Annotated in this window: 19 protein-coding genes, 1 tRNA gene and 1 pseudogene; 11 read left to right on the top strand and 10 right to left on the bottom strand. The window is 43.7% G+C overall.

The genetic code is table 11. The features are described from left to right. Window positions 1–5: 5 nt before the first annotated feature. From NST22_RS18085 to pgmB, 4 genes are read left to right on the top strand one after another with little or no spacing between them, the layout of a single operon-like run. Window positions 6–890, top strand: a complete 885-nt coding sequence (locus NST22_RS18085) for a DUF1189 family protein (RefSeq protein WP_003243870.1) — start codon at window positions 6–8, stop codon at window positions 888–890. Then, complete coding sequence (gene mdxK / locus NST22_RS18080; RefSeq protein WP_003243769.1) at window positions 868–3,141, top strand: maltose phosphorylase; 2,274 nt, start codon at window positions 868–870, stop codon at window positions 3,139–3,141. Before NST22_RS18085 ends, mdxK begins: the two co-directional genes overlap by 23 nt. Then, the gene (gene malL, locus NST22_RS18075; RefSeq protein ID WP_003243333.1) at window positions 3,134–4,819 is read left to right on the top strand and encodes an oligo-1,6-glucosidase; all 1,686 of its coding nucleotides are present in this window, start codon (window positions 3,134–3,136) and stop codon (window positions 4,817–4,819) included. Before mdxK ends, malL begins: the two co-directional genes overlap by 8 nt. Further along, window positions 4,816–5,496 carry a beta-phosphoglucomutase gene (gene pgmB / locus NST22_RS18070; protein WP_003228210.1) on the top strand — a complete coding sequence of 227 codons (681 nt, stop codon included), beginning with the start codon at window positions 4,816–4,818 and terminating at the stop codon, window positions 5,494–5,496. Before malL ends, pgmB begins: the two co-directional genes overlap by 4 nt. A gap of 45 nt (window positions 5,497–5,541) precedes the next feature. On the opposite strand, the gene clpP is transcribed toward pgmB, so the two are convergent. Beyond that, the gene (gene clpP, locus NST22_RS18065) at window positions 5,542–6,135 is read right to left on the bottom strand and encodes an ATP-dependent Clp endopeptidase proteolytic subunit ClpP (protein ID WP_003228214.1); all 594 of its coding nucleotides are present in this window, start codon (window positions 6,133–6,135) and stop codon (window positions 5,542–5,544) included. A 269-nt stretch (window positions 6,136–6,404) separates the two neighbouring features. Here clpP and NST22_RS18060 point away from each other — a divergent pair. Further along, window positions 6,405–6,480 (top strand) — tRNA-Arg (locus tag NST22_RS18060). A gap of 284 nt (window positions 6,481–6,764) precedes the next feature. On the opposite strand, the gene cotR is transcribed toward NST22_RS18060, so the two are convergent. Then, complete coding sequence (cotR, locus tag NST22_RS18055) at window positions 6,765–7,727, bottom strand: sporulation hydrolase CotR (RefSeq protein ID WP_003243674.1); 963 nt, start codon at window positions 7,725–7,727, stop codon at window positions 6,765–6,767. A gap of 355 nt (window positions 7,728–8,082) precedes the next feature. Between cotR and NST22_RS18050 the strand changes: the two genes are divergently transcribed. Then, window positions 8,083–9,426 (top strand): FAD-binding oxidoreductase, encoded by a 1,344-nt coding sequence (locus NST22_RS18050; RefSeq protein WP_003228217.1) that lies wholly within the window; start codon window positions 8,083–8,085, stop codon window positions 9,424–9,426. 251 nt (window positions 9,427–9,677) lie between these two features. After that, window positions 9,678–10,190 carry a DUF3231 family protein gene (locus tag NST22_RS18045; protein WP_003243249.1) on the top strand — a complete coding sequence of 171 codons (513 nt, stop codon included), beginning with the start codon at window positions 9,678–9,680 and terminating at the stop codon, window positions 10,188–10,190. A gap of 35 nt (window positions 10,191–10,225) precedes the next feature. Here the strand turns inward: NST22_RS18045 and NST22_RS18040 are convergent, their stop codons facing one another. The 6 genes from NST22_RS18040 to sacB all read right to left on the bottom strand — a co-directional run bounded on the left by NST22_RS18040 (window position 10,226) and on the right by sacB (window position 16,357). Continuing rightward, the gene (locus NST22_RS18040) at window positions 10,226–10,546 is read right to left on the bottom strand and encodes a QacE family quaternary ammonium compound efflux SMR transporter (RefSeq protein ID WP_003228222.1); all 321 of its coding nucleotides are present in this window, start codon (window positions 10,544–10,546) and stop codon (window positions 10,226–10,228) included. Then, entirely contained in the window at window positions 10,546–10,881 is a 336-nt protein-coding gene (locus NST22_RS18035; RefSeq protein WP_003242480.1) for an SMR family transporter, read from the bottom strand. Before NST22_RS18035 ends, NST22_RS18040 begins: the two co-directional genes overlap by 1 nt. A gap of 81 nt (window positions 10,882–10,962) precedes the next feature. Beyond that, window positions 10,963–11,547: a TetR family transcriptional regulator gene (locus NST22_RS18030; RefSeq protein WP_003244443.1), complete on the bottom strand. Its 585-nt coding sequence runs from the start codon at window positions 11,545–11,547 to the stop codon at window positions 10,963–10,965. Window positions 11,548–11,641: 94 nt separating this feature from the next. Beyond that, complete coding sequence (aspP, locus tag NST22_RS18025) at window positions 11,642–13,204, bottom strand: aspartate/proton symporter AspP (RefSeq protein ID WP_003228228.1); 1,563 nt, start codon at window positions 13,202–13,204, stop codon at window positions 11,642–11,644. A 107-nt stretch (window positions 13,205–13,311) separates the two neighbouring features. Next, window positions 13,312–14,862, bottom strand: coding sequence for a 2,6-beta-fructan 6-levanbiohydrolase (gene levB, locus NST22_RS18020; protein ID WP_003243729.1), 1,551 nt, complete (start codon window positions 14,860–14,862; stop codon window positions 13,312–13,314). 73 nt (window positions 14,863–14,935) lie between these two features. Further along, on the bottom strand, window positions 14,936–16,357 hold the full coding sequence (gene sacB, locus NST22_RS18015) for a levansucrase (protein WP_001022105.1): 1,422 nt from the start codon (window positions 16,355–16,357) through the stop codon (window positions 14,936–14,938). 538 nt (window positions 16,358–16,895) lie between these two features. On the opposite strand from sacB, the gene NST22_RS18010 reads away from it, so the two are divergent. The 4 genes and pseudogenes from NST22_RS18010 (at window position 16,896) to padC (ending at window position 20,044) form a co-directional block, all read left to right on the top strand. Then, the gene (locus NST22_RS18010; RefSeq protein ID WP_003243737.1) at window positions 16,896–18,251 is read left to right on the top strand and encodes a serine hydrolase; all 1,356 of its coding nucleotides are present in this window, start codon (window positions 16,896–16,898) and stop codon (window positions 18,249–18,251) included. 15 nt (window positions 18,252–18,266) lie between these two features. Next, entirely contained in the window at window positions 18,267–18,950 is a 684-nt protein-coding gene (gene racX / locus NST22_RS18005; RefSeq protein ID WP_003244427.1) for a broad specificity amino-acid racemase RacX, read from the top strand. A 130-nt stretch (window positions 18,951–19,080) separates the two neighbouring features. After that, window positions 19,081–19,536 (top strand): annotated as a pseudogene (locus NST22_RS18000) (DUF3237 domain-containing protein). 22 nt (window positions 19,537–19,558) lie between these two features. Next, window positions 19,559–20,044 (top strand): phenolic acid decarboxylase, encoded by a 486-nt coding sequence (gene padC, locus NST22_RS17995; protein WP_003243190.1) that lies wholly within the window; start codon window positions 19,559–19,561, stop codon window positions 20,042–20,044. Window positions 20,045–20,070: 26 nt separating this feature from the next. Here the strand turns inward: padC and NST22_RS17990 are convergent, their stop codons facing one another. Together NST22_RS17990 and pnbA are read right to left on the bottom strand one after the other, a co-directional pair. After that, the gene (locus NST22_RS17990) at window positions 20,071–20,262 is read right to left on the bottom strand and encodes a hypothetical protein (RefSeq protein ID WP_003228241.1); all 192 of its coding nucleotides are present in this window, start codon (window positions 20,260–20,262) and stop codon (window positions 20,071–20,073) included. Window positions 20,263–20,264: 2 nt separating this feature from the next. Beyond that, window positions 20,265–21,734: a para-nitrobenzyl esterase gene (gene pnbA, locus NST22_RS17985; protein ID WP_003243926.1), complete on the bottom strand. Its 1,470-nt coding sequence runs from the start codon at window positions 21,732–21,734 to the stop codon at window positions 20,265–20,267. Between the last annotated feature and the right edge of the window lie 37 nt (window positions 21,735–21,771).

Here is a 21,771-nt window from a genome sequence, read left to right as displayed (position 1 = left end):
TGCCAATGAAGAATCTGGAGAATAAAAGCTTTATCATCCGCTGCCTGAAGGCGGCTGCATCCCCATCAGGTGTTTGCCGCTATGGGAATACCTTCAGCTGGCTGCAGCTCTCTTTTCTCTTTCTGTTTTTAACGGCCTGCTTAATGGCGCCGTTAGCGGTTTCGTTTGTGAAAATGGATCGCTTCAGCGTTTCATCTTTCATGCCGTCAGCGATTCAAGGAGTTAATGATCAATTTGCTGATCAATTGCAGGGTTTTCAAATCAGGAACGGAAAACTAACAGGCGGGAAGAGCTCTGAGAGGATTGAAGATGGGCAGAATGTGATGGCAGTCGATATGAAGCATGAATATGAGACAAGCGGTGAAAATGGGCGATTGAAAGTAACTGGATTTGAAAACGCCATCATATTTCAACCTGATCAACTGGTGATCACCGATCAAAACGAAACGGGGTTTTCTGTTGGCTATGCGAAAATGGACGTTAAGCTCGAGAAACCAAACGTCCATGATGTAGAGGTCTTGATCGATACATTGTGGTTGGCACAGTATAAGCCGATGATCATGATGCTGGCATATACGGTGGTTTCTATGATCCAGCTTTTGTTAACGTTTGTTCTTGCAGGTGGCCTCTGGATCACAAAAATATCAAACATGGTCTCTATTGCATCATTCAAGGAAGCGGCCTCTATAGCGATTTGCGCATCAGCACTGCCGGCATTTGCGGCAGCTGCTATCGGCATGGTTCATTTTGATTTGATTACTGTATTGATGATCCATTCGTGTGGCGTTACTTTGATGATCTCTTTTGCATTTAGATATTTGACCAAAACCCGCCGTGATAATGGAAACTTACATTCGGGAGGAAATGATGATAAATCAGCGGTTATTTGAGATTGATGAATGGAAAATCAAAACAAATACATTTAATAAGGAGCATACACGGCTGCTGGAAAGCCTGACGTCTCTTGCCAATGGCTATATGGGGGTCAGAGGGAATTTTGAAGAAGGCTATTCAGGCGACAGTCACCAAGGCACATATATTGCAGGCGTGTGGTTCCCCGACAAAACGCGAGTAGGCTGGTGGAAAAACGGGTATCCAGAATATTTCGGAAAAGTGATCAATGCGATGAACTTTATGGGCATAGGCCTATATGTTGACGGTGAAAAAATCGATCTCCATCAAAACCCAATCGAATTATTTGAGGTAGAACTCAATATGAAAGAGGGGATTCTGCGGCGAAGCGCTGTTGTCCGCATTCAAGATAAAACCGTCAGAATCAGGTCAGAGCGGTTTCTTAGCCTTGCTGTAAAAGAACTCTGTGCGATTCATTATGAAGCGGAGTGCTTGACGGGAGATGCTGTCATTACGCTTGTTCCTTACCTGGATGGAAATGTGGCAAATGAAGATTCTAACTACCAAGAACAGTTTTGGCAGGAGGAAGCGAAAGGTGCTGATTCTCACAGCGGCCATTTAGCGGCAAAAACGATCGAAAATCCATTTGGAACACCGCGCTTCACGGTATTAGCCGCAATGGCAAACGAGACGGAGGGTTTTGTCCATGAAAGCTTTAAAACGACTGAAATGTATGTCGAGAATCGCTACAGTTATCAAACGAAGGCATCATTGAAAAAGTTTGTGATTGTCACGACTTCCCGTGATTTTCGGGAGGAAGAGCTTTTATCGAAAGCCAAGGAGCTTTTGGCGGATGTGGTAGAGAACGGCTATGAAGATGCAAAACGGAGGCACACTGATCGATGGAAGGAAAGATGGGCAAAAGCGGACATTGAGATTAAAGGAGATGAGGAGCTTCAACAAGGAATCCGCTACAATATCTTTCAGTTATTCTCGACATATTACGGGGGCGATGCCCGTTTGAATATCGGGCCGAAAGGATTTACTGGCGAGAAATATGGAGGTGCCGCATATTGGGATACTGAGGCGTACGCCGTTCCGATGTATTTGGCGACAGCCGAGCCGGAGGTGACGAAAAACCTGCTTTTGTATCGCTATCATCAGTTGGAGGCTGCCAAACGAAACGCTGCAAAATTGGGGATGAAGGGGGCACTTTATCCGATGGTGACGTTCACAGGTGATGAATGCCACAACGAATGGGAAATCACCTTTGAAGAAATTCACCGCAATGGCGCGATCTGTTATGCGATCTACAATTATATCAATTATACAGGCGACCGTAACTATATGGAAGAATACGGGATAGACGTACTTGTGGCAGTCAGCAGATTTTGGGCCGACCGTGTTCACTTCTCGAAACGAAAAAATAAGTATATGATCCATGGCGTCACAGGGCCGAATGAATACGAAAACAACGTTAACAACAATTGGTATACGAATGTCATTGCGGCTTGGACGTTGGAGTATACTCTACAAAGTCTCGAAAGTATCTCAGCGGAGAAACGCCGCCATCTGGATGTGCAGGAAGTAGAATTGGAAGTCTGGAGAGAAATCATCCAGCACATGTACTATCCATTTAGTGAAGAACTGCAAATTTTCGTTCAGCATGACACGTTCTTGGACAAAGACCTGCAAACAGTTGACGAATTAGATCCAGCGGAACGGCCTCTTTACCAGAATTGGTCATGGGACAAGATTCTCCGCTCCAATTTTATTAAGCAGGCAGATGTTCTCCAAGGCATTTATCTTTTTAATGACCGTTTTACAATGGAAGAAAAACGGCGAAATTTTGAATTTTATGAGCCGATGACTGTTCATGAATCAAGCCTATCGCCCTCTGTCCATGCGATTCTCGCAGCCGAACTCAAGCTGGAAAAGAAAGCGCTCGAATTATATAAGCGCACAGCAAGGCTTGATCTTGATAATTACAATCATGATACGGAAGAAGGCTTGCATATTACTTCAATGACGGGTAGCTGGCTGGCAATCGTTCATGGCTTTGCAGGCATGCGCACCGCGAATGAGACGCTGTCATTTGCTCCGTTTTTGCCGAAAGAATGGGACGAATATTCATTCAACATCAATTATCGAAATCGATTAATCAATGTGACGGTTGACGAAAAGCGCGTTATTTTTGAGCTTGTAAAAGGCGAGCCGCTGCACATGAACGTTTATGAGGAACCGGTTGTCCTACAGGGACGATGTGAAAGGAGAACGCCTAATGAGTGAATGGTGGAAAGAAGCTGTCGTTTATCAAATTTACCCGCGCAGTTTTTATGATGCCAATGGAGATGGATTCGGAGATTTGCAAGGTGTGATTCAAAAGCTGGATTACATCAAAAACCTCGGGGCGGATGTCATCTGGCTCTCCCCGGTATTTGATTCCCCGCAGGATGACAACGGATATGATATCAGCGATTACAAAAACATGTACGAAAAGTTTGGGACAAATGAAGATATGTTTCAGCTGATTGATGAAGTCCATAAACGCGGAATGAAAATCGTCATGGATTTGGTCGTGAACCACACATCAGATGAGCATGCTTGGTTTGCTGAAAGCCGCAAGTCGAAGGACAATCCTTACCGGGATTATTATCTTTGGAAAGATCCTAAACCGGACGGCTCAGAGCCGAATAATTGGGGATCGATCTTTTCAGGCTCAGCGTGGACATACGATGAAGGAACAGGGCAGTATTATTTGCACTACTTTTCGAAAAAACAGCCTGATTTAAATTGGGAAAACGAAGCCGTTCGCCGGGAAGTTTATGATGTAATGAGATTCTGGATGGATAGAGGCGTTGACGGCTGGCGGATGGATGTGATTGGCTCTATTTCTAAATACACCGATTTTCCGGACTACGAAACGGATCACAGCCGCAGCTATATTGTCGGCCGTTATCACTCTAACGGCCCACGTCTTCATGAGTTTATTCAAGAGATGAACAGGGAAGTGCTTTCTCATTACGACTGCATGACAGTCGGAGAGGCAAACGGCTCTGATATTGAAGAGGCGAAAAAGTACACAGATGCAAGCAGGCAAGAGCTGAATATGATCTTTACATTTGAACATATGGATATTGATAAAGAACAAAACTCGCCAAATGGGAAATGGCAGATCAAGCCGTTTGATTTGATTGCTTTAAAAAAGACGATGACAAGGTGGCAGACCGGGTTAATGAATGTCGGCTGGAATACCCTTTATTTTGAGAACCATGACCAGCCGAGGGTTATTTCCCGCTGGGGCAATGACAGGAAACTGCGTAAGGAATGTGCGAAGGCATTTGCAACGGTTCTGCACGGCATGAAAGGAACGCCGTTTATTTACCAGGGAGAAGAAATCGGCATGGTCAACAGCGATATGCCGCTGGAGATGTATGATGATCTTGAAATAAAGAATGCATATCGTGAACTAGTCGTCGAAAACAAAACGATGTCAGAAAAAGAGTTTGTCAAAGCCGTGATGATAAAAGGAAGGGATCATGCGAGAACACCGATGCAGTGGGATGCCGGAAAACATGCGGGATTCACAGCCGGAGACCCGTGGATACCGGTAAATTCCCGCTATCAAGATATCAATGTGAAAGAGTCTTTGGAAGATCAAGATTCGATTTTCTTTTACTATCAGAAGCTCATTCAATTACGAAAGCAATATAAGATTATGATATATGGCGATTATCAGCTGTTGCAGGAGAATGATCCGCAGGTCTTTTCTTACCTTCGAGAATATCGAGGGGAAAAGCTTCTTGTCGTTGTGAATTTATCGGAAGAAAAGGCTCTGTTCGAAGCGCCTCCAGAACTGATTCATGAGCGTTGGAAAGTGCTAATTTCAAACTATCCGCAGGAGCGGGCTGACTTAAAGAGTATTAGCCTCAAACCTTATGAAGCTGTGATGGGCATTAGTATATGAAAGCGGTCATTTTTGATTTAGACGGAGTGATAACAGATACTGCTGAATATCATTTTCTCGCTTGGAAGCACATCGCAGAACAAATCGATATCCCTTTTGACAGAGACATGAATGAAAGGCTAAAAGGAATCAGCAGAGAAGAGTCACTTGAAAGCATATTGATCTTTGGCGGGGCGGAAACAAAGTATACAAATGCGGAGAAACAAGAGCTTATGCATCGGAAAAATCGCGATTATCAAATGCTGATCAGCAAATTGACGCCGGAAGATCTTTTACCGGGGATTGGCAGGCTTCTATGTCAATTGAAAAACGAAAATATAAAAATCGGGTTAGCATCTTCAAGTCGCAATGCTCCTAAGATTTTAAGACGCTTGGCAATTATCGATGATTTTCATGCCATTGTTGATCCGACGACTCTTGCGAAGGGGAAGCCTGATCCTGACATCTTTTTAACAGCTGCAGCGATGCTCGATGTTTCCCCTGCTGATTGCGCGGCAATAGAAGACGCAGAAGCAGGCATTTCTGCAATCAAATCTGCGGGGATGTTTGCGGTTGGTGTCGGTCAAGGACAGCCGATGCTTGGTGCTGATCTGGTTGTGAGGCAGACGAGTGATTTGACGCTTGAGCTGTTACATGAGGAATGGGAGCAGTATAGAATAAGGGAGTCAATTCCTTGAAATGAAAAAAACCTGCAAGAGACGCAGCTCTTGCAGGTTGTGTTATTACTTTTTGTCTTCTGTGTGAGTCAAAATTTTGTCAATCAGGCCGTATTCAAGCGCTTCTTCAGCAGACTTGAAGTTATCACGGTCTGTGTCGCGTTCGATCACTTCAAGCGGCTGGCCAGTACGTTCAGCTAGGACTTTGTTTAATTTGTCGCGAAGCAAGAGAATGCGTTTCGCAGCAATTTCAATTTCTGTCGCTTGACCTTGCGCACCGCCAAGAGGCTGGTGAATCATGACTTCACTGTTTGGAAGCGCATAGCGTTTGCCTTTTTCGCCGGCTGCAAGCAGGAACGCGCCCATTGACGCAGCCATACCGATACAAATTGTAGATACCTTCGGCTTAATAAACTGCATGGTATCATAGATCGCCATACCGGCTGTAATAGAGCCGCCCGGGCTGTTGATGTAAAGAGAAATTTCTTTTTCAGGGTCTTCTGCTGCTAAGAATAAAAGCTGTGACACGATGGAGTTCGCAACGTTGTCATCAATCGCAGATCCAAGCATGATGATACGATCCTTTAATAGACGAGAATAAATGTCATACGCTCTTTCCCCGCGGTTCGTTTGTTCAATGACTGTAGGTATTAAATTCATAATGCTCCTCCTTCACCTTTTAGGTAAGTATGTAGTTACATGATACATTTTTGGTCAATAAAGGTCAAACAAAAAGCTGGCCTGATATGCAAAGTCGTCTCTTTTTCCCATTTTCCCCAAAAATACAGGGGTTCAAACCATCGTATGTCAGATTGCCAATTAAGATGCTTTGTCTATTTAAAAAACGGCCTCTCGAAATAGAGGGTTGTTATTTGAAAGGAATTATCGTATAATTAGTTGTGCTGACGTTCTCATAACGCAGTCTATATGCGCTCGTAGCTCAGTTGGATAGAGCGGTGGTTTCCGGTACCACGTCTGTCGGGGGTTCGAATCCCTCCGAGCGCGTCCAATAGAACAACAGGAAAGACAAGGGTTTGGCGATTTGCCGCTCTTGTCTTTTTTTGTGTGAAAAAGGGAATTGCATACCTTAGAGTAACATTTCAATTACATTCTTTAGTTTGAACCCTCACTTTCAAAAGAAGAAGTATGAATTGATTTTTTCATTCATCTTATTAGCTTGTGATTAACAAACCTTTAAAAAAATCCGGTTCTACCCATTGCCTGTATTTATTTTGAGAATCTTCTCTCGGACAAAATTGTATAAGCGAGAATTGATTTAAAATAAATAATTATTTGCTCCCCCAGTTCTTCTCTATAAATTGATTCGCAGGCTGTAAGTTTGTTTTGTTCGCAATTTCAATGACAGCGGGAACGACGGCAGGGTCCGTTTTGGAGAAGTTCGGAATCCGCGGATCTAACCGGAAAAAACGATCTCCCAGAAGATTCGCACTGACCATGGATTCATAGTACCCATTACCGCCAGCAATCATCTGAAGAAATGGCAGTAAAGGTTCATTAGGCGACCTGTCCAAAAGGACTCCCCAATTTGGAGGAAGGTTCTTCAGATTTTCGGGACGTATGTTATCTGCACTTACCATTCCCCATCCCCTCGTATCTCTTCTTAACCGAGTCGGGGCTTCACCTGTTCCGATGGACAATACCGCAATTTGATCCAATGGCACGTTGGCTTTACCAACTGCAAACGCGATACTGGCTGTACTGGGATTCGTTGCTACTACATATCCGTCCACATAGTTTTGATAGGCGCGTTGCGTCGCGGGAGCACCGCTGCTCCGCAGTATGACATCACTCACTTTTTCATTTAAATAGGGAGAGCCGGGAAAATTGTGAAATAAGACAGGAGTCCAACGGTCCAGTTTTTGAGAGTATAATTTGAATGATGGGACAACAATTCGTTTTCTTAAATCTATAAGTTGAAGATCTGCTGGGAAAAAATTTCTTACCGCTTTAATAAAACCGGAATAGGGTAATTGTTGGTTGAAAACAGGTCCGCCTGGCCGGGAAATGCTGAATGCGGGTAGGATTTCATCCTCAAAATACTGAAGTGTTTCCCTCGGAGATCTTCCGCTTGCTAATGCAAGGGCAGTAAATGAACCGATTGAATTTCCCGAAAATACATGGGTTCGACTAATTAACTTCGGGTTTTGCCTAGCCAATCTGTTTAATAGTTGTAAACTTAAAGCACCTAAGGTACCGCCGCCGTCAAAGGTCATAATCCGATATTTTGCCAAAGCTGATGTCTCCTTTCTACATACATTCAGTATATGATGATCTAGAGTCTGTTGTATGGATGTATACCTCTGGTACTAAACACTTCTTCATCTCTCTTTTCTTTTGGCCTAAACGAATATTCACTCCGAAAAAAACTGGACACTGCTCCTAAAAACGATAAGAAAAAACGCTTGTTGGAGGATTGGACAGGAAGTTTGCTCAAAATTGTTTGAAAAATGTTTCTCAGCAGACCTCACCGACGAAAAAGGCCTTAGCGTATTATATTTATAGTTCGTAGATCATTTGTCTATGCGATTATCCAGCTCCTGCATATTTTAGTATCTGAATCGAATTTCTTTGGGAGTGAAATAATATATGGGATCAACACAGTTGACAGGGCGTGTAATCTTCAAAGGAGACCCCGGCTATACAGAGGCTATTAAGAATTGGAACCCTTATGTGGATGTCTATCCTCTTGTCTTTGTTTTTGCGCAAAATTCATACGATGTAAGTAATGCCATTAAATGGGCTCGTGAGAATAAAGTGCCCTTACGTGTCAGAAGCGGTCGCCATGCTTTAGATAAGAACCTTTCAGTAGTAAGTGGAGGAATTGTTATTGATGTGAGTGACATGAATAAAGTTTTCTTAGATGAAGAAAACGCTATTGCAACCGTTCAAACTGGTATTCCCGTTGGCCCGCTTGTAAAGGGATTAGCTCGAGACGGTTTTATGGCTCCGTTTGGAGATAGCCCAACAGTTGGAATCGGGGGAATTACGATGGGCGGCGGATTTGGTGTACTCTCACGATCGATTGGCCTTATAAGTGATAACCTTCTCGCGCTGAAAACGGTAGATGCAAAAGGAAGGATTATTCACGCAGATCAATCTCACAATGAGGATTTGCTATGGGCTTCTAGAGGCGGAGGAGGAGGTAACTTTGGATATAATACCCAATATACATTCAAAGTTCATCGTGCCCCTAAAACTGCAACCGTCTTCAATATTATCTGGCCGTGGGAACAATTAGAAACGGTATTTAAAGCTTGGCAGAAATGGGCTCCGTTTGTAGATGAACGATTAGGATGCTACCTTGAAATTTACAGCAAAATAAATGGTTTGTGTCATGCAGAAGGAATTTTCCTCGGTTCGAAAACTGAATTGATTCGATTATTAAAACCTTTATTACATGCGGGAACTCCAACAGAAGCAGATATCAAAACATTATACTATCCAGATGCTATAGATTTCTTAGACCCTGACGAACCCATCCCTGGCAGAAATGATCAGAGTGTTAAATTCTCCTCGGCATGGGGTCATGATTTTTGGTCTGACGAACCCATTTCAATCATGAGAAAATTTTTGGAAGATGCTACTGGAACAGAAGCCAATTTCTTTTTTATCAATTGGGGTGGTGCTATAAGCAGAGTCCCTAAAGACGAAACTGCCTTTTTTTGGCGCCATCCATTATTTTATACGGAATGGACGGCTAGTTGGAAAAATAAATCACAAGAAGATTCAAATCTTGCATCAGTTGAAAGAGTGCGTCAGCTGATGCAACCATATGTAGCAGGTTCATATGTTAATGTTCCAGATCAAAACATTGAAAACTTCGGAAAAGAATATTATGGCGCAAACTTTGCGCGGCTTCGAGAAATAAAGGCGAAATATGACCCCGAAAATGTATTTCGTTTTCCGCAAAGCATCCCGCCATCTCGTTAAAGTTTATTAAAGACAGAATCAATGACTCATACTAAAAAGCACTTGAATGGTTTCCGGTATCTTGTCTGTCGGGGTGCGAATCCCTTCAGTGCGTCCAATCAAACAACAGGAAAGACAATGGTTTGGCAACTTGCCACTCTTGTCTTTTTTGTTTTGTTTCATTTCATAAATCTTTTCCGCTGAAACATAAATGTTCCTCCGCTTGGGCACGTTATGAAATGTGCAATATTGAATATGGGAGGAGAATGAGCATGGGTATTTTAAGCGGAAATCCGCAGGATGAACCGATGCATTACGGTGAGGTATTCGGCTTGTGGAGTTATGTGATGGCGGGCAATAAAATGGTCGGCAATTACCAAATGCTATTGAATCATGTCGGTGATGACGACCTGAAGAAGCTGCTTCGTGAGTCTATTGAGAAATGCCAAGATGAAATCAAACAGGTCAGCACGATCCTGAAAGAAAACGGGGTGGCGCTGCCGCCGGCTTCTCCTGAACCGCCGACAGCAGATCTTAACGATATTCCGCCTGGTGCACGGTTTCTCGATCCGGATGTGGCGGCTTCCGCGGCAGCAGAAAATGCTGCAGGTCTTGTGACATGCAGCAAAATGATGGGGCAATCGATTCGTGAGGATATTGCCATGATGTTTGGGCAATTTCATATGTCGAAAGCGGCAACCGGCGCAAAATACTTAAGGCTGCTAAAAAACAAAGGCTGGCTCATCCCGCCGCCGCTTCATCTTCAAAAACATCACGAAGCTTAATGGCAAAGGCATATACAGCTGTATATGCCTTGATTTTATGAAGATGACGTAAGACGCAGGCCGATGACGCCGGCTAGGATAAGGCAAAGTGAAATCACCTGTGAAAGCTGAAACCGCTCCTTAAACCAGATGAGCCCGACCGCCGAAACACCAATGCTTCCAATGCCAGTCCAGACGGCATATGCGACTCCGGCAGGCAGGACGATCATCGCTTGGGACAGGCAGTAAAAGGATAAGCCGAATCCAACAGTCATCACAATGATCGGCCATTTTTTTCTTGTTCCGTCTATATATTTCATGGCAATGGCAGCTATAATTTCTTCTATGCCGGCAATCACTAATAAAAACCATGCCATTATTTTTCACCTCCCGGCTGAGATTTGCTTTCTTTCGTAAATAATTTCATTCCTAAAATGCCAGCCAGCAATAAAGCTAAAAAGAACATTTGGGCTGCTGAGAAGGATTCGCCCAGAACAATTCCAGTCAGATATGTTCCGACGGTTCCGATTCCCACAAACACAGTGTACGCCGCGGCCATCGGGATTTTTTGATAAGAGCGGATCAACAGGATAAAGCTGACCGCGATTAAGATAAAAATGATGATCCAATCCAAAAGCGAATCGGCATGTTTGAGGGAAGAGGCCCAAACAACCTCTAAAAGCCCTGCAATAAAAACAAGAACCCAATTCAAATGAAACACCTCTCTATTTTATGAATGAACGTCAGTCATTTTTAGGGCATTAAAAAATGAGCGGTGTTACCCAGTCATTTTTTAAGCAGTACCTAAGCTCCGTTTTAAGAAAGTGAAAATTTCCTTTTTATACACTTCAACATTTTCATCTTGTTCAAATCCGATATAGAATCGTTCCGCAGTATTCTCGACCAAGTTGATAATCGTTCTGGCCGTCCATTTTGAATTGATTCCTTCCGTTACCTCATGGTTTGCAATGGCCTTGTTGATGATTTTTTCAAGCCAGGAATAATAAGGCTGATAGATCGTCTCCCATTTTTCCATGGAGTGGTCGATCGCAAGCCCGGAATAACAGAGGACAATAATATCCTTATGGCGTTCTGTAATGAGAAATGTCTCATCAATTAATATATCTAAAACGGTCCAAAAATCCTCGTCCCCATGGAGCCTACCTTTGATTTGATCAAGTGTATGGGTGAGGAGATTTTCTGCAATGGCCGGTATGAGGGCATTTTTAGATGAAAAATACAAATAGAATGTTCCTTGGGCAGTGCCGGCCTTTTTGACAATATCAGAAATAGAAGCTTTGTCGAGGCCTTTTTCAGAAATGACTTCTATGGCCGCCTGCAATATTTTTTCGTATTTACCCGATGTTTGTTTTGGCATGAGGAACACCTCCAGTAATGACTGACTCTCATTCATTTTATCGCGTGTATGTTTGTTTGTAAAGAATAAAGAAGCAAGAAAACCTCTTGCTTCTTTATTTATCATAATCAATGGCGGCTTTTGGGAGCCCGGTATACTTTGCCCAGTAATAAATCGCAAGTGAGCCGATCGCGACTAAAATGAGGTCGACGGGATTGCTGATAATCCCTAAACCATGTCCGAAAGAACCGATGTAGGAAAAGATCAGCATCATAATATAAAACCCGATAAGCCACCAGGCTGATTTCAGCTGCTGAGCAAGGCTGACATCTTCTTTAGGCGTATATTTGCTGAAACAGAGATAGATCAAAAACATCACGAGTTGTGAACCGAGCAGCCAGGAGACTGTTTTCCATCCTGACCAGTACACGATAAACGCTGTAAATATAAAGGAAAGCGGCCCGATAATGCTCATTCCCTTTAAATAAAACGGCCTGTTTAAGTCCTTCGCGTTGACCCTCAGCGCAGCTGAAGAAATGGGTGCAATCGCATATGAAAGAATGAGCGCGACTGAACAGACATTGACGAGCGCGTTCCACGAAGGAAAGGGAAGTGTCCAGAAAATGGACAGGGCAAACGAAAGCCAAAGCGAAGCGCGGGGTGTCCCCGTATCTTTATTGACCTTTGAGAATATGCCAAATAATGTGCCGTTACGCGCCCAGGCGTAAACAAGGCGGGATGTCGTATTCATAAAGATATTCCCGTTTCCTCCGGGAGACAGAATGGCGTCTAAAATGACAAGCGTTGCAAGCCAGCCTAACCCGAGCATGACCGCAATATCCTTAAACGGCAATGAGAACTCCCGGCCAATTGCCGGCCAGCCATGTTTCAGTGTTTCTGTCGGGATTGCACCAATAAAGGTGACCTGCAAAACAGTATAAATGATGGTTGAAACGATGATGCAAATGATTAAAGCGATCGGGATATTGCGTTTTGGATTTTGGACTTCACCTGCTACAGATACAATCGGATGCAGGCCGAGATACGCAAACATGACGCCGCCTGTCGAGATGGCAGCCTGAATACCTGTAAATCCAAACGGTGCAAATCCTTGAACGGATAAATTCTCCGGCTGAAAATGAAAGATCAGCACAATAATGATGGTAATCGGCACAATATATTTAAAAATCGATATGATGAAATTCGCCTTAGCGAAGGTTTTGACGCTCCAATAATTCAGCAGGAAAAACAAGCATAATAGGGCAAACTGCAAGATCCAGCCGGAAATGGTAGGCGAATCAGACCCTTTAATGGTCAGGCCGGGAAACCAATAGGCCACATACTGGCGCACAGCTGTCACTTCAATTGAAATCAAGCTTGTATAAGCGACAATCGTGACAAACGAAATTAAGTAGCCGACAAGGTGGCCATGTGAATAAACGGGGTATCGAATGATGCCTCCGGTACGGGGCAGAGCGGCTCCGAGCTCCGCATATACAAGCCCGATTAACAAAATAATGGCTCCTCCGAGGATCCAGGAAAAAGCGCCGGAGGGCCCTGCTTTTGAAGCGACATTACTGACAGCGAACAGCCACGCTGATCCAAAGATGGCTCCCATCCCAATCAAAATCAGATCAAACAGCGACATTGATTTTTGAAAATTTCCTTGTTTAGACATTCGCTTCCTCCTTTGAAACCAGCCTTATATTCCTTACAATGCCCAATATGTAACAGAGAATACCGCTCCTAATAAAAAAACAGGGGCAGCCTGCGCCGCCCCTGTTTTTATTCATGAATCGAATCAAAGTGTTTCACTGTTATATTTTTGAAGGAGGCTGTGCCGCCGTCAGAATAAAGGGTAATTCCTTTATCTTCAGGCTTTGGGAAGACTTCATTTGAAAAAACGGTTTTCCCGTCGCCAACAAATACTTCTATCGTTGTTTTATCGACAAGTATTTTCAAATGCACCTTACGTTTGTTTACATCATAAGGAGCTTTGCTTTCGACATAGGTATTGCTTTTGTCAGGCTGATTTGTGGCTGCTCTATTGACATAAGCATAGCCGCCTTCAGCGAAAATGCCGACATCAATATGGCGTTTTTGGTCTTCTGATTCTCTGAGCCTGACGCCTGCATTCTTTAGCTCTGACCAAGAAAGATCCGTATCAAGCTGGTACGTATCACCTGTTATCGACAATGTTTTTGATCCGTTCACATCCTGATCCTCTATTTCGTCAGTTGAAACAGTCAGCTGCTCCAAAGCTTCAATCGGCTGTGAGACGAGGCTGTATGTTCCATCCTGCTCCTTCAGCCGGAGTTCGCGTATGACAGAATCTGTGCCGTTAAAGCCGTTCTTCATTGTCGGGGTGTTGTTGGCATAATCCCAATTGTTCATCCAGGCAAGCGCATACCGCTTTTCTAATGGATCTGTGCTTTTGCTGTCTTCGAACGTCACACCGCCATACCAGTCGAAGCCATAGTCAAGCCATTGGGCTTCAGTCTGATCCGCTTTGAATTCTTTTCCGTCGAAGCTTCCGGTCCAGTAGGCGTACGTATTTGGTTTGCCCCACGGTTTGCCATTCGCGCTGGCACCGAGAACCCACTTATTCGTTCCGTCGCTTGCCCGCATCATGTAGAGGTCGGGACATTCCACCATTCCCGCCTGTTCTGGGAAGAATCCGCTTGTGTAATGCCAGTCCTTAAGATTATCGGATTCATAAAAGCCGATTTTTGATCCTTCAGCCATGACCATGACCCATTTGTTATCTTGGTCATCCCATATGACTTTCGGATCTCTGAAATCGTCTGTGCCCGGATTAGGCATAACGGGGTTGCCACTGTAGAATTTGAATGATTTTCCCTTATCTGTGCTGTACCACAAATATTGTTCCTGTTTTTTGTCTTTGGCTGAGGGCTGTGTCACAATCGCGACAAGCGCATTTTTCCCGAAGCCGGCTGTGTTCTCTTTATCCACCACGACGGAACCGGTCCAAATATCACCGTCCGGGTTTGTATATTTCGGAATCGCCACGCCTTCATCGGTCCAGTGCACCAAATCCTCTGAGACGGCATGGCGCCATTCTGTGCCGTTGCCTTTTGGGTAATCCCGGTTATATAGATAGAAATAATGATACTTGCCATCAAAATAGATCGGTTTTTGAGGGTCATTTTTCCATTTATCCGGCGTCGTAAAATGATATGCCGCCCGGTAGTCCGGCTTCTGTTTTGATTTTGTTTTTTGGTCATGTTCTTCTTTTGGAAATAAGTCGATAAACAGCAATATTCCTAAAAAGGTTAGGAATACGGTTAGCCATTTGCCTGCTTTTATATAGTTCATATGGGATTCACCTTTATGTTGATAAGAAATAAAAGAAAATGCCAATAGGATATCGGCATTTTCTTTTGCGTTTTTATTTGTTAACTGTTAATTGTCCTTGTTCAAGGATGCTGTCTTTGACAACAGATGTTTTCTTGCCTTTGATGTTCAGCAGGAAGCTTGGCGCAAACGTTGATTGTTTGTCTGCGTAGAATCCTCTGTTTGTCATATAGCTTGTAATCACGACATTGTTTCCTTTCGCTTGAGGTACAGCGAAGTGTGAGTAAGTAAAGGTTACATCGTTAGGATCAAGATCCATTTTTAACACAAGGCCAGTTTTGTTCAGCGGCTTGTATGGGCCAGTTAAAGAATTAGAAACATAACCAAGCATGTAAATATCGTTAGACGTAATGCCGTCAATCGTCATTTTTGATCCGCGGGAGTCAGTGAACAGGTACCATTTGCCGTTCATTTTAAAGACGTTCGCGCGTTCAATTTCATCTGTTACTGTGTTAGATGCAATCAGCGGTTTCATCACTTTTTTCAGTGTGTAATCATCGTTTAGCTCAATCATACCGAGAGCGCCGTTTGCTAACTCAGCCGTGCGTTTTTTATCGCTTTGCAGAAGTTTTTGACTTTCTTGACGGAAGAATGATGTGCTTTTGCCATAGTATGCTTTGTTAAATAAAGATTCTTCGCCTTGGTAGCCATCTTCAGTTCCAGTGTTTGCTTCAAATACTAAGTATTTGTGGCCTTTATCTTCTACGTAGTGAGGATCTCTCAGCGTATGGTTGTCGCCTGAGCTGTAGTTGCCTTCATCGATGAACTGCTGTACATTTTGATACGTTTTTCCGTCACCGTCAAAGATTGATTTATAATCCTCTACACCGTTGATGTTCAAAGAGCTGTCTGATGCTGATACGTTAACTTGTGCAGTTGTCAGTGTTTGTTTGCCGTAATGTTTACCGGAGAAATCAGTGTAGAATAAACGGATTTTTCCGTCAGATGTAAATGTGGCTGAACCTGACCATTCTTGTGTTTGGTCTTTTAGGATAGAATCATTTGCATCGAATTTGTCGCTGTCTTTAAAGACGCGGCCAGCGTTTTTCCAGCTGTCAATAGAAGTTTCGCCGACTTTTTGATAGAACATGTAAATCGATGTGTCATCCGCATTTTTAGGATCTCCGGCTAATGCAAAGACGATGTGGTAGCCGTGATAGTTTGCGACAGTGCCGTCAGCGTTTTGTAATGGCCAGCTGTCCCAAACGTCCAGGCCTTTTGCAGAAGAGATATTTTTAATTGTGGACGAATCGAATTCAGGAACTTGATATTTTTCATTTTTTTGCTGTTCAGGGATTTGCAGCATATCATGGCGTGTAATATGGGAAATGCCGTATGTTTCCTTATATGGCTTTTGGTTCGTTTCTTTCGCAAACGCTTGAGTTGCGCCTCCTGCCAGCAGTGCGGTAGTAAAGGTTAATACTGTTGCTTGTTTTGCAAACTTTTTGATGTTCATCGTTCATGTCTCCTTTTTTATGTACTGTGTTAGCGGTCTGCTTCTTCCAGCCCTCCTGTTTGAAGATGGCAAGTTAGTTACGCACAATAAAAAAAGACCTAAAATATGTAAGGGGTGACGCCAAAGTATACACTTTGCCCTTTACACATTTTAGGTCTTGCCTGCTTTATCAGTAACAAACCCGCGCGATTTACTTTTCGACCTCATTCTATTAGACTCTCGTTTGGATTGCAACTGGTCTATTTTCCTCTTTTGTTTGATAGAAAATCATAAAAGGATTTGCAGACTACGGGCCTAAAGAACTAAAAAATCTATCTGTTTCTTTTCATTCTCTGTATTTTTTATAGTTTCTGTTGCATGGGCATAAAGTTGCCTTTTTAATCACAATTCAGAAAATATCATAATATCTCATTTCACTAAATAATAGTGAACGGCAGGTATATGTGATGGGTTAAAAAGGATCTCTAACTGAAGGATTTTTCAAAATATTTGAAACGTTAGTAGGTTAGTAACGTACAGAGATATGGGAGGTGGAGGAATGAAGCAGAATAAAAGAAAGCATCTTCAGACGTTATTTGAGACATTAGGCGAAAAACATCAGTTTAACGGGACGGTTCTGGCTGCGGAGGGTGGCGATATTTTATATCACCACTCTTTTGGCTATGCGGAAATGACGGAAAAACGCCCGTTGAAAACCAACTCTTTGTTTGAGTTAGCGTCTTTGTCAAAGCCTTTTACAGCATTGGGAATCATCTTGCTGGAGGAGAAGGGGATTCTTGGCTATGAGGATAAAGTGGATCGCTGGCTGCCCGGTTTTCCGTATCAGGGCGTAACGATTCGGCATTTATTGAACCATACGTCAGGGCTTCCTGATTATATGGGATGGTTTTTTGCCAATTGGGATTCACACAAGATTGCGGTGAATCAGGATATTGTCGATATGCTGATGAATGAGGGGCTATCTGGTTATTTTGAACCGAATGAAGGCTGGATGTACAGCAATACGGGGTATGTGCTGCTGGCGGTTATCATTGAAAAAGCATCTGGCATGAGCTATGCGGATTTTATAAAAACAAGTATTTTTTTACCGGCAGGCATGAATGAAACAAGAGTGTATAACAGGAGGCTTTCGCCTGAGCGAATTGATCATTATGCATATGGATATGTGTATGATGTACATTCCGAAACATACGTCCTCCCTGATGAGCTGGAGGAAACGAACTATGTTGTGTATCTCGATGGCATACAGGGAGATGGGACGGTTAACTCTGTCACAAGCGATTTGTTTCGATTTGATCAGGCTTTATATCAGGACGATTTCATCAGCAAGGCTTCTAAGGAATCTGCGTTTTCTCCAGTGCGCCTCAACAATGGAGAAACAATTGATTATGGCTTTGGCTGGGTGCTGCAAAACAGTCCTGAAAAAGGGCGGATTGTCAGCCACAGCGGAGGATGGCCCGGCTATTCGACGATGATGATCCGATATATCGATCATCGTAAAACGCTGATCTATTTGAGTAATAAGGAAGAGGATACTGAATATGAACAAGCGATTCTGAAGGCGGCGGAACATATTCTATTTGGCCAGCCATATGATGTCCCGGAACGTCCTGCTGATAAAAAGAAAAAAGCAATTGATACGGCGATATACAGCCGCTATGTTGGCAGCTACCTGTTGCAGGATGGGACGGCTGCACAGGTGACAACCGAGAATGAACGGCTTTATTTGGAGATCGCCGGACAGCTGAGACTGGAGTTATTTCCTTCCTCGGAAACCCGTTTCTTTCTGCGAGCATTGTCTGTTGAAGTCGAGTTTACATTAGGTGAGGATGCTGCGAAAAGCTTTATCCTCTATGAGGATGGCTCAGAGGAAGAAGCGGTCCGTACGAAGTAGAAAGGAATGAATTTGATGATCGGAATATTAGCCGGAATGGGGCCGAAATCGACCTCGCCGTTTATTGATAAGGTGATTGATTACTGTCAGAAGCTGTATGGGGCTTCAAACGATATTGACTATCCGCACATGATGATCTATTCATGCCCGACGCCCTTCTATGCAGATCGTCCAATTGACCATGACGAGATGAAAAAAGCGATTATCGACGGAGCGGTAAAGCTCGAGAAAACAGGCGTGGATTTCATTGCGCTGCCTTGTAATACGGCGCATGTCTACTATGAAGAGATTCAGCAGGCATTGTCAGTTCCTATGTTGCATATTGTTGAGGAAACGATAAAAGAGATTCCGCATCCCGCAAAAAAAGCGGTGGTTTTAGGAACAGAGCCAACCATCCAATCCGCCATCTACCAAAAAGTTCTGAAGGGAAATGGACAAGAAGTTATTCACAAGGACCATTGGCAGCAGGCTGTGAACCAGCTTATCGCCGCAATCAAACAGCCAAATCATATGCAGCATACACAAGCATTGTGGCAGACGCTATATGAAGAAATCAGTCAGCATGCAGACATCATCATTTCAGCCTGCACGGATTTAAATGCGGTGTTAGATCATATTCAAAGTGAGATTCCGATTATAGATTCCTCTGCCTGTCTTGCCAAAAGCACTGTCAGCACATATCTTGCTTATCAAAGCTAGCTTCAGACAAGGACTGTCTTCAAACAGTCCTTGTTTTTTTATGTTCCTATTGTTTGACAGTTAACTGCAATGGTGTTAAAGTGAACATGTAAATAGTTACATGATTTTTTCTGAAGGTGAGGTGGTTCTCGTGAAGAAGCCGGTTTTAAAACCATTCGCCTCTTTAGAAATCAAGGTTGATCCGCCTATCACGATTGGTGAGACAAGCCTGGGACTGAGATGATTCATTCCGATTCGTTCGGGAACAATAACCGGGGAAGTAAAGGGACGTATTTTGCCGGGCGGTGCCGATTCACAAATGATTCGCGCTAACGGCAGAACAGATTTATCTGCCAGGTATGTGATTGAAACAGCAGATCATGAACTGATTTACATTGAAAACAATGGAATACGGCAAGTCAGCAAGCCGTTTCGAAAACAAGCGGCAGCCGGGGAAATTATTGAACCGGAGCATGTTTATTTTCGTACGGTACCGACGTTTGAAACAGGCAGTGAAGTCTATCAATGGCTCCATGACCGCTTGTTTATCGGTTCCGCAGAAAGAACCCCTGATTACGTTCTACTAGACATTTATGAAGTACAGTAAAAGACTAAGGAGAGTGTGTAAGATGGAAAACTTTATCGGAAGCCACATGATTTATACGTATGAAAACGGATGGGAATACGAGATTTATATTAAAAACGACCATACAATTGATTATAGAATTCATAGCGGAATGGTTGCCGGACGCTGGGTTCGAGATCAGGAAGTGAATATTGTCAAACTGACAGAAGGCGTATATAAAGTGTCTTGGACAGAGCCGACTGGCACGGATGTTTCATTAAACTTTATGCCAAATGAAAAACGCATGCATGGCATTATTTTCTTCCCGAAATGGGTGCATGAACATCCTGAAATTACGGTTTGCTACCAAAATGACCACATTGATTTGATGAAAGAATCCCGCGAAAAATATGAAACGTATCCAAAATACGTTGTACCTGAATTTGCGGAAATTACATTTCTGAAAAATGAAGGAGTCGACAACGAAGAAGTGATTTCGAAGGCTCCTTATGAGGGAATGACAGACGATATTCGCGCGGGAAGATTATAATAAACATAAAAACCCGGAAAAGAGAATTACTTCTCTTTTCCGGGTTTTCTTTTTGCTGAGTATGCGGGAACCATCACAATTCCCGCGAAAAACAGTATGATGCCAGTCCAGCGCATAGGCTGGTAATAGACTGTGTCCCGTAAACATACCACGGCCGACAAAATAATGATACAAGCTGCCACAACAATGGCAGCACCAATGTATCCTGTTTTCCCCATATTTATTCTCCTTTTGAAGGGAATAGCTTCTGCCTTTTTTCAGATTCGGGATCGTTTTCGATCGTAATCTCTGAGTCTAAAATCAGCGTCTCTCTCGTTTCTTCATGATACGCAGGCCAATTCACAGCTTCGGTGCTTGGGTTTCCTGTTTTGGCGAACGTGATCCACGCTGATTGTATCGTGTGAGAAAGCTGTTTCACCTCATCCGTAATCTCCGCTTTTGCCATTCGTTCCAATCCGTCCAGATTTCCAAAGACAAAAGGAAGCTCTAATGCGTGAAACGCTTTATTGTACGGCGGCTTCTTCGGGTGCCAATCGAACCTGTACATCCAGACAGGGGCGTAATGAGACTGTGCGGATGCATAGGCGACGGCAGGGCGCCAAAATAATAAATCAGTCATCATATGAATTTGGCTTTCCAGAGAACGCGGATACAAATCGGCAACTTTCTCTGCCAGCGGCTTCCCTAGTAAATACTCGAGCGCTGCATCAAGCGTTTCCTGAGAATGAACGTCTGAATCCGGGGTGAAAAATAAATATCCTTCATCACGGGTTGTTCCAATTAATAGCGGAATACCGGAAGCAGCCCCTTCTGCGATCGCTTTTTCTGGTTCTTCAGGCAGCGTTTTCGGATCAAGGGCGGGCTGGAAGAACAGCTGAAAGATATTTTCTTTTTCTGCAATCCGAAGCTGATCAGCCGCTTTTAGCAAATCTTCCGCAGAAACCGTATGCAATTTATCCAGTTGGCCCTCGTTAATCCCAAGGACCTGTAAAAAGGCTGCCGAGGTGCTCGCCGCTTGTTCTTTCGTCATCGTTCGAGAAGCGCCGCTTTCCATGATTGCTTTCTGGAACAGGCCTTTTGCCGCAGGCATAGCAAGCAGCGCGGCAATGCTCATCCCGCCGGCGGATTCTCCAAATACTGTTACGTTATCGGGATCACCGCCAAACGCTGAAATATTCTCTCGCACCCATTTCAGCGCGGCGGCTTGGTCTAAAAGCCCAAGGTTATCAGAATACGCCTCATTAAATGAAGACAAGTGCAAAAAGCCAAACGGCCCCAGCCGATAGTTCAATGTAACGACAATGACTTCTCCCTGTGCCGCAAGTTTTGATCCGTCATACAATGGCTCACTGCCCGCTCCTAGATAAAAAGCGCCTCCGTGAATCCACACCATGACAGGAAGATTTTTACTTGGGGTGTCAGGCGCAAATACATTGACATACAAGCAATCCTCGGACTGGCGGGGCAGCTCAGTATACGAAAGTGACAGCAAATCAGACGGCTGCGGGCAAATAGAGCCGTACGCTGTGGCATCAAGCACATCTTCCCACACTTCAGGCGGCTCAGGTGCTTTAAAACGCCATTGTCCGACAGGCGGCTTGGCATAGGGGATGCCTTTCCACTTATGTACGCCGTTTTCCGTTGTGCCTTTTACTTTGCCGTATTGAGTCGTTACTATTTGATGAGTCATTGTGTTCTCTCCCTTTTTCCCCCATTATAAACAGATT

It is taken from the genome of Bacillus sp. PS237, from assembly GCF_037963345.1.
GTDB classification, from domain to species: Bacteria; Bacillota; Bacilli; order Bacillales; family Bacillaceae; genus Bacillus; species Bacillus subtilis.
This window is presented reverse-complemented; position numbering and strand designations above follow the sequence as displayed.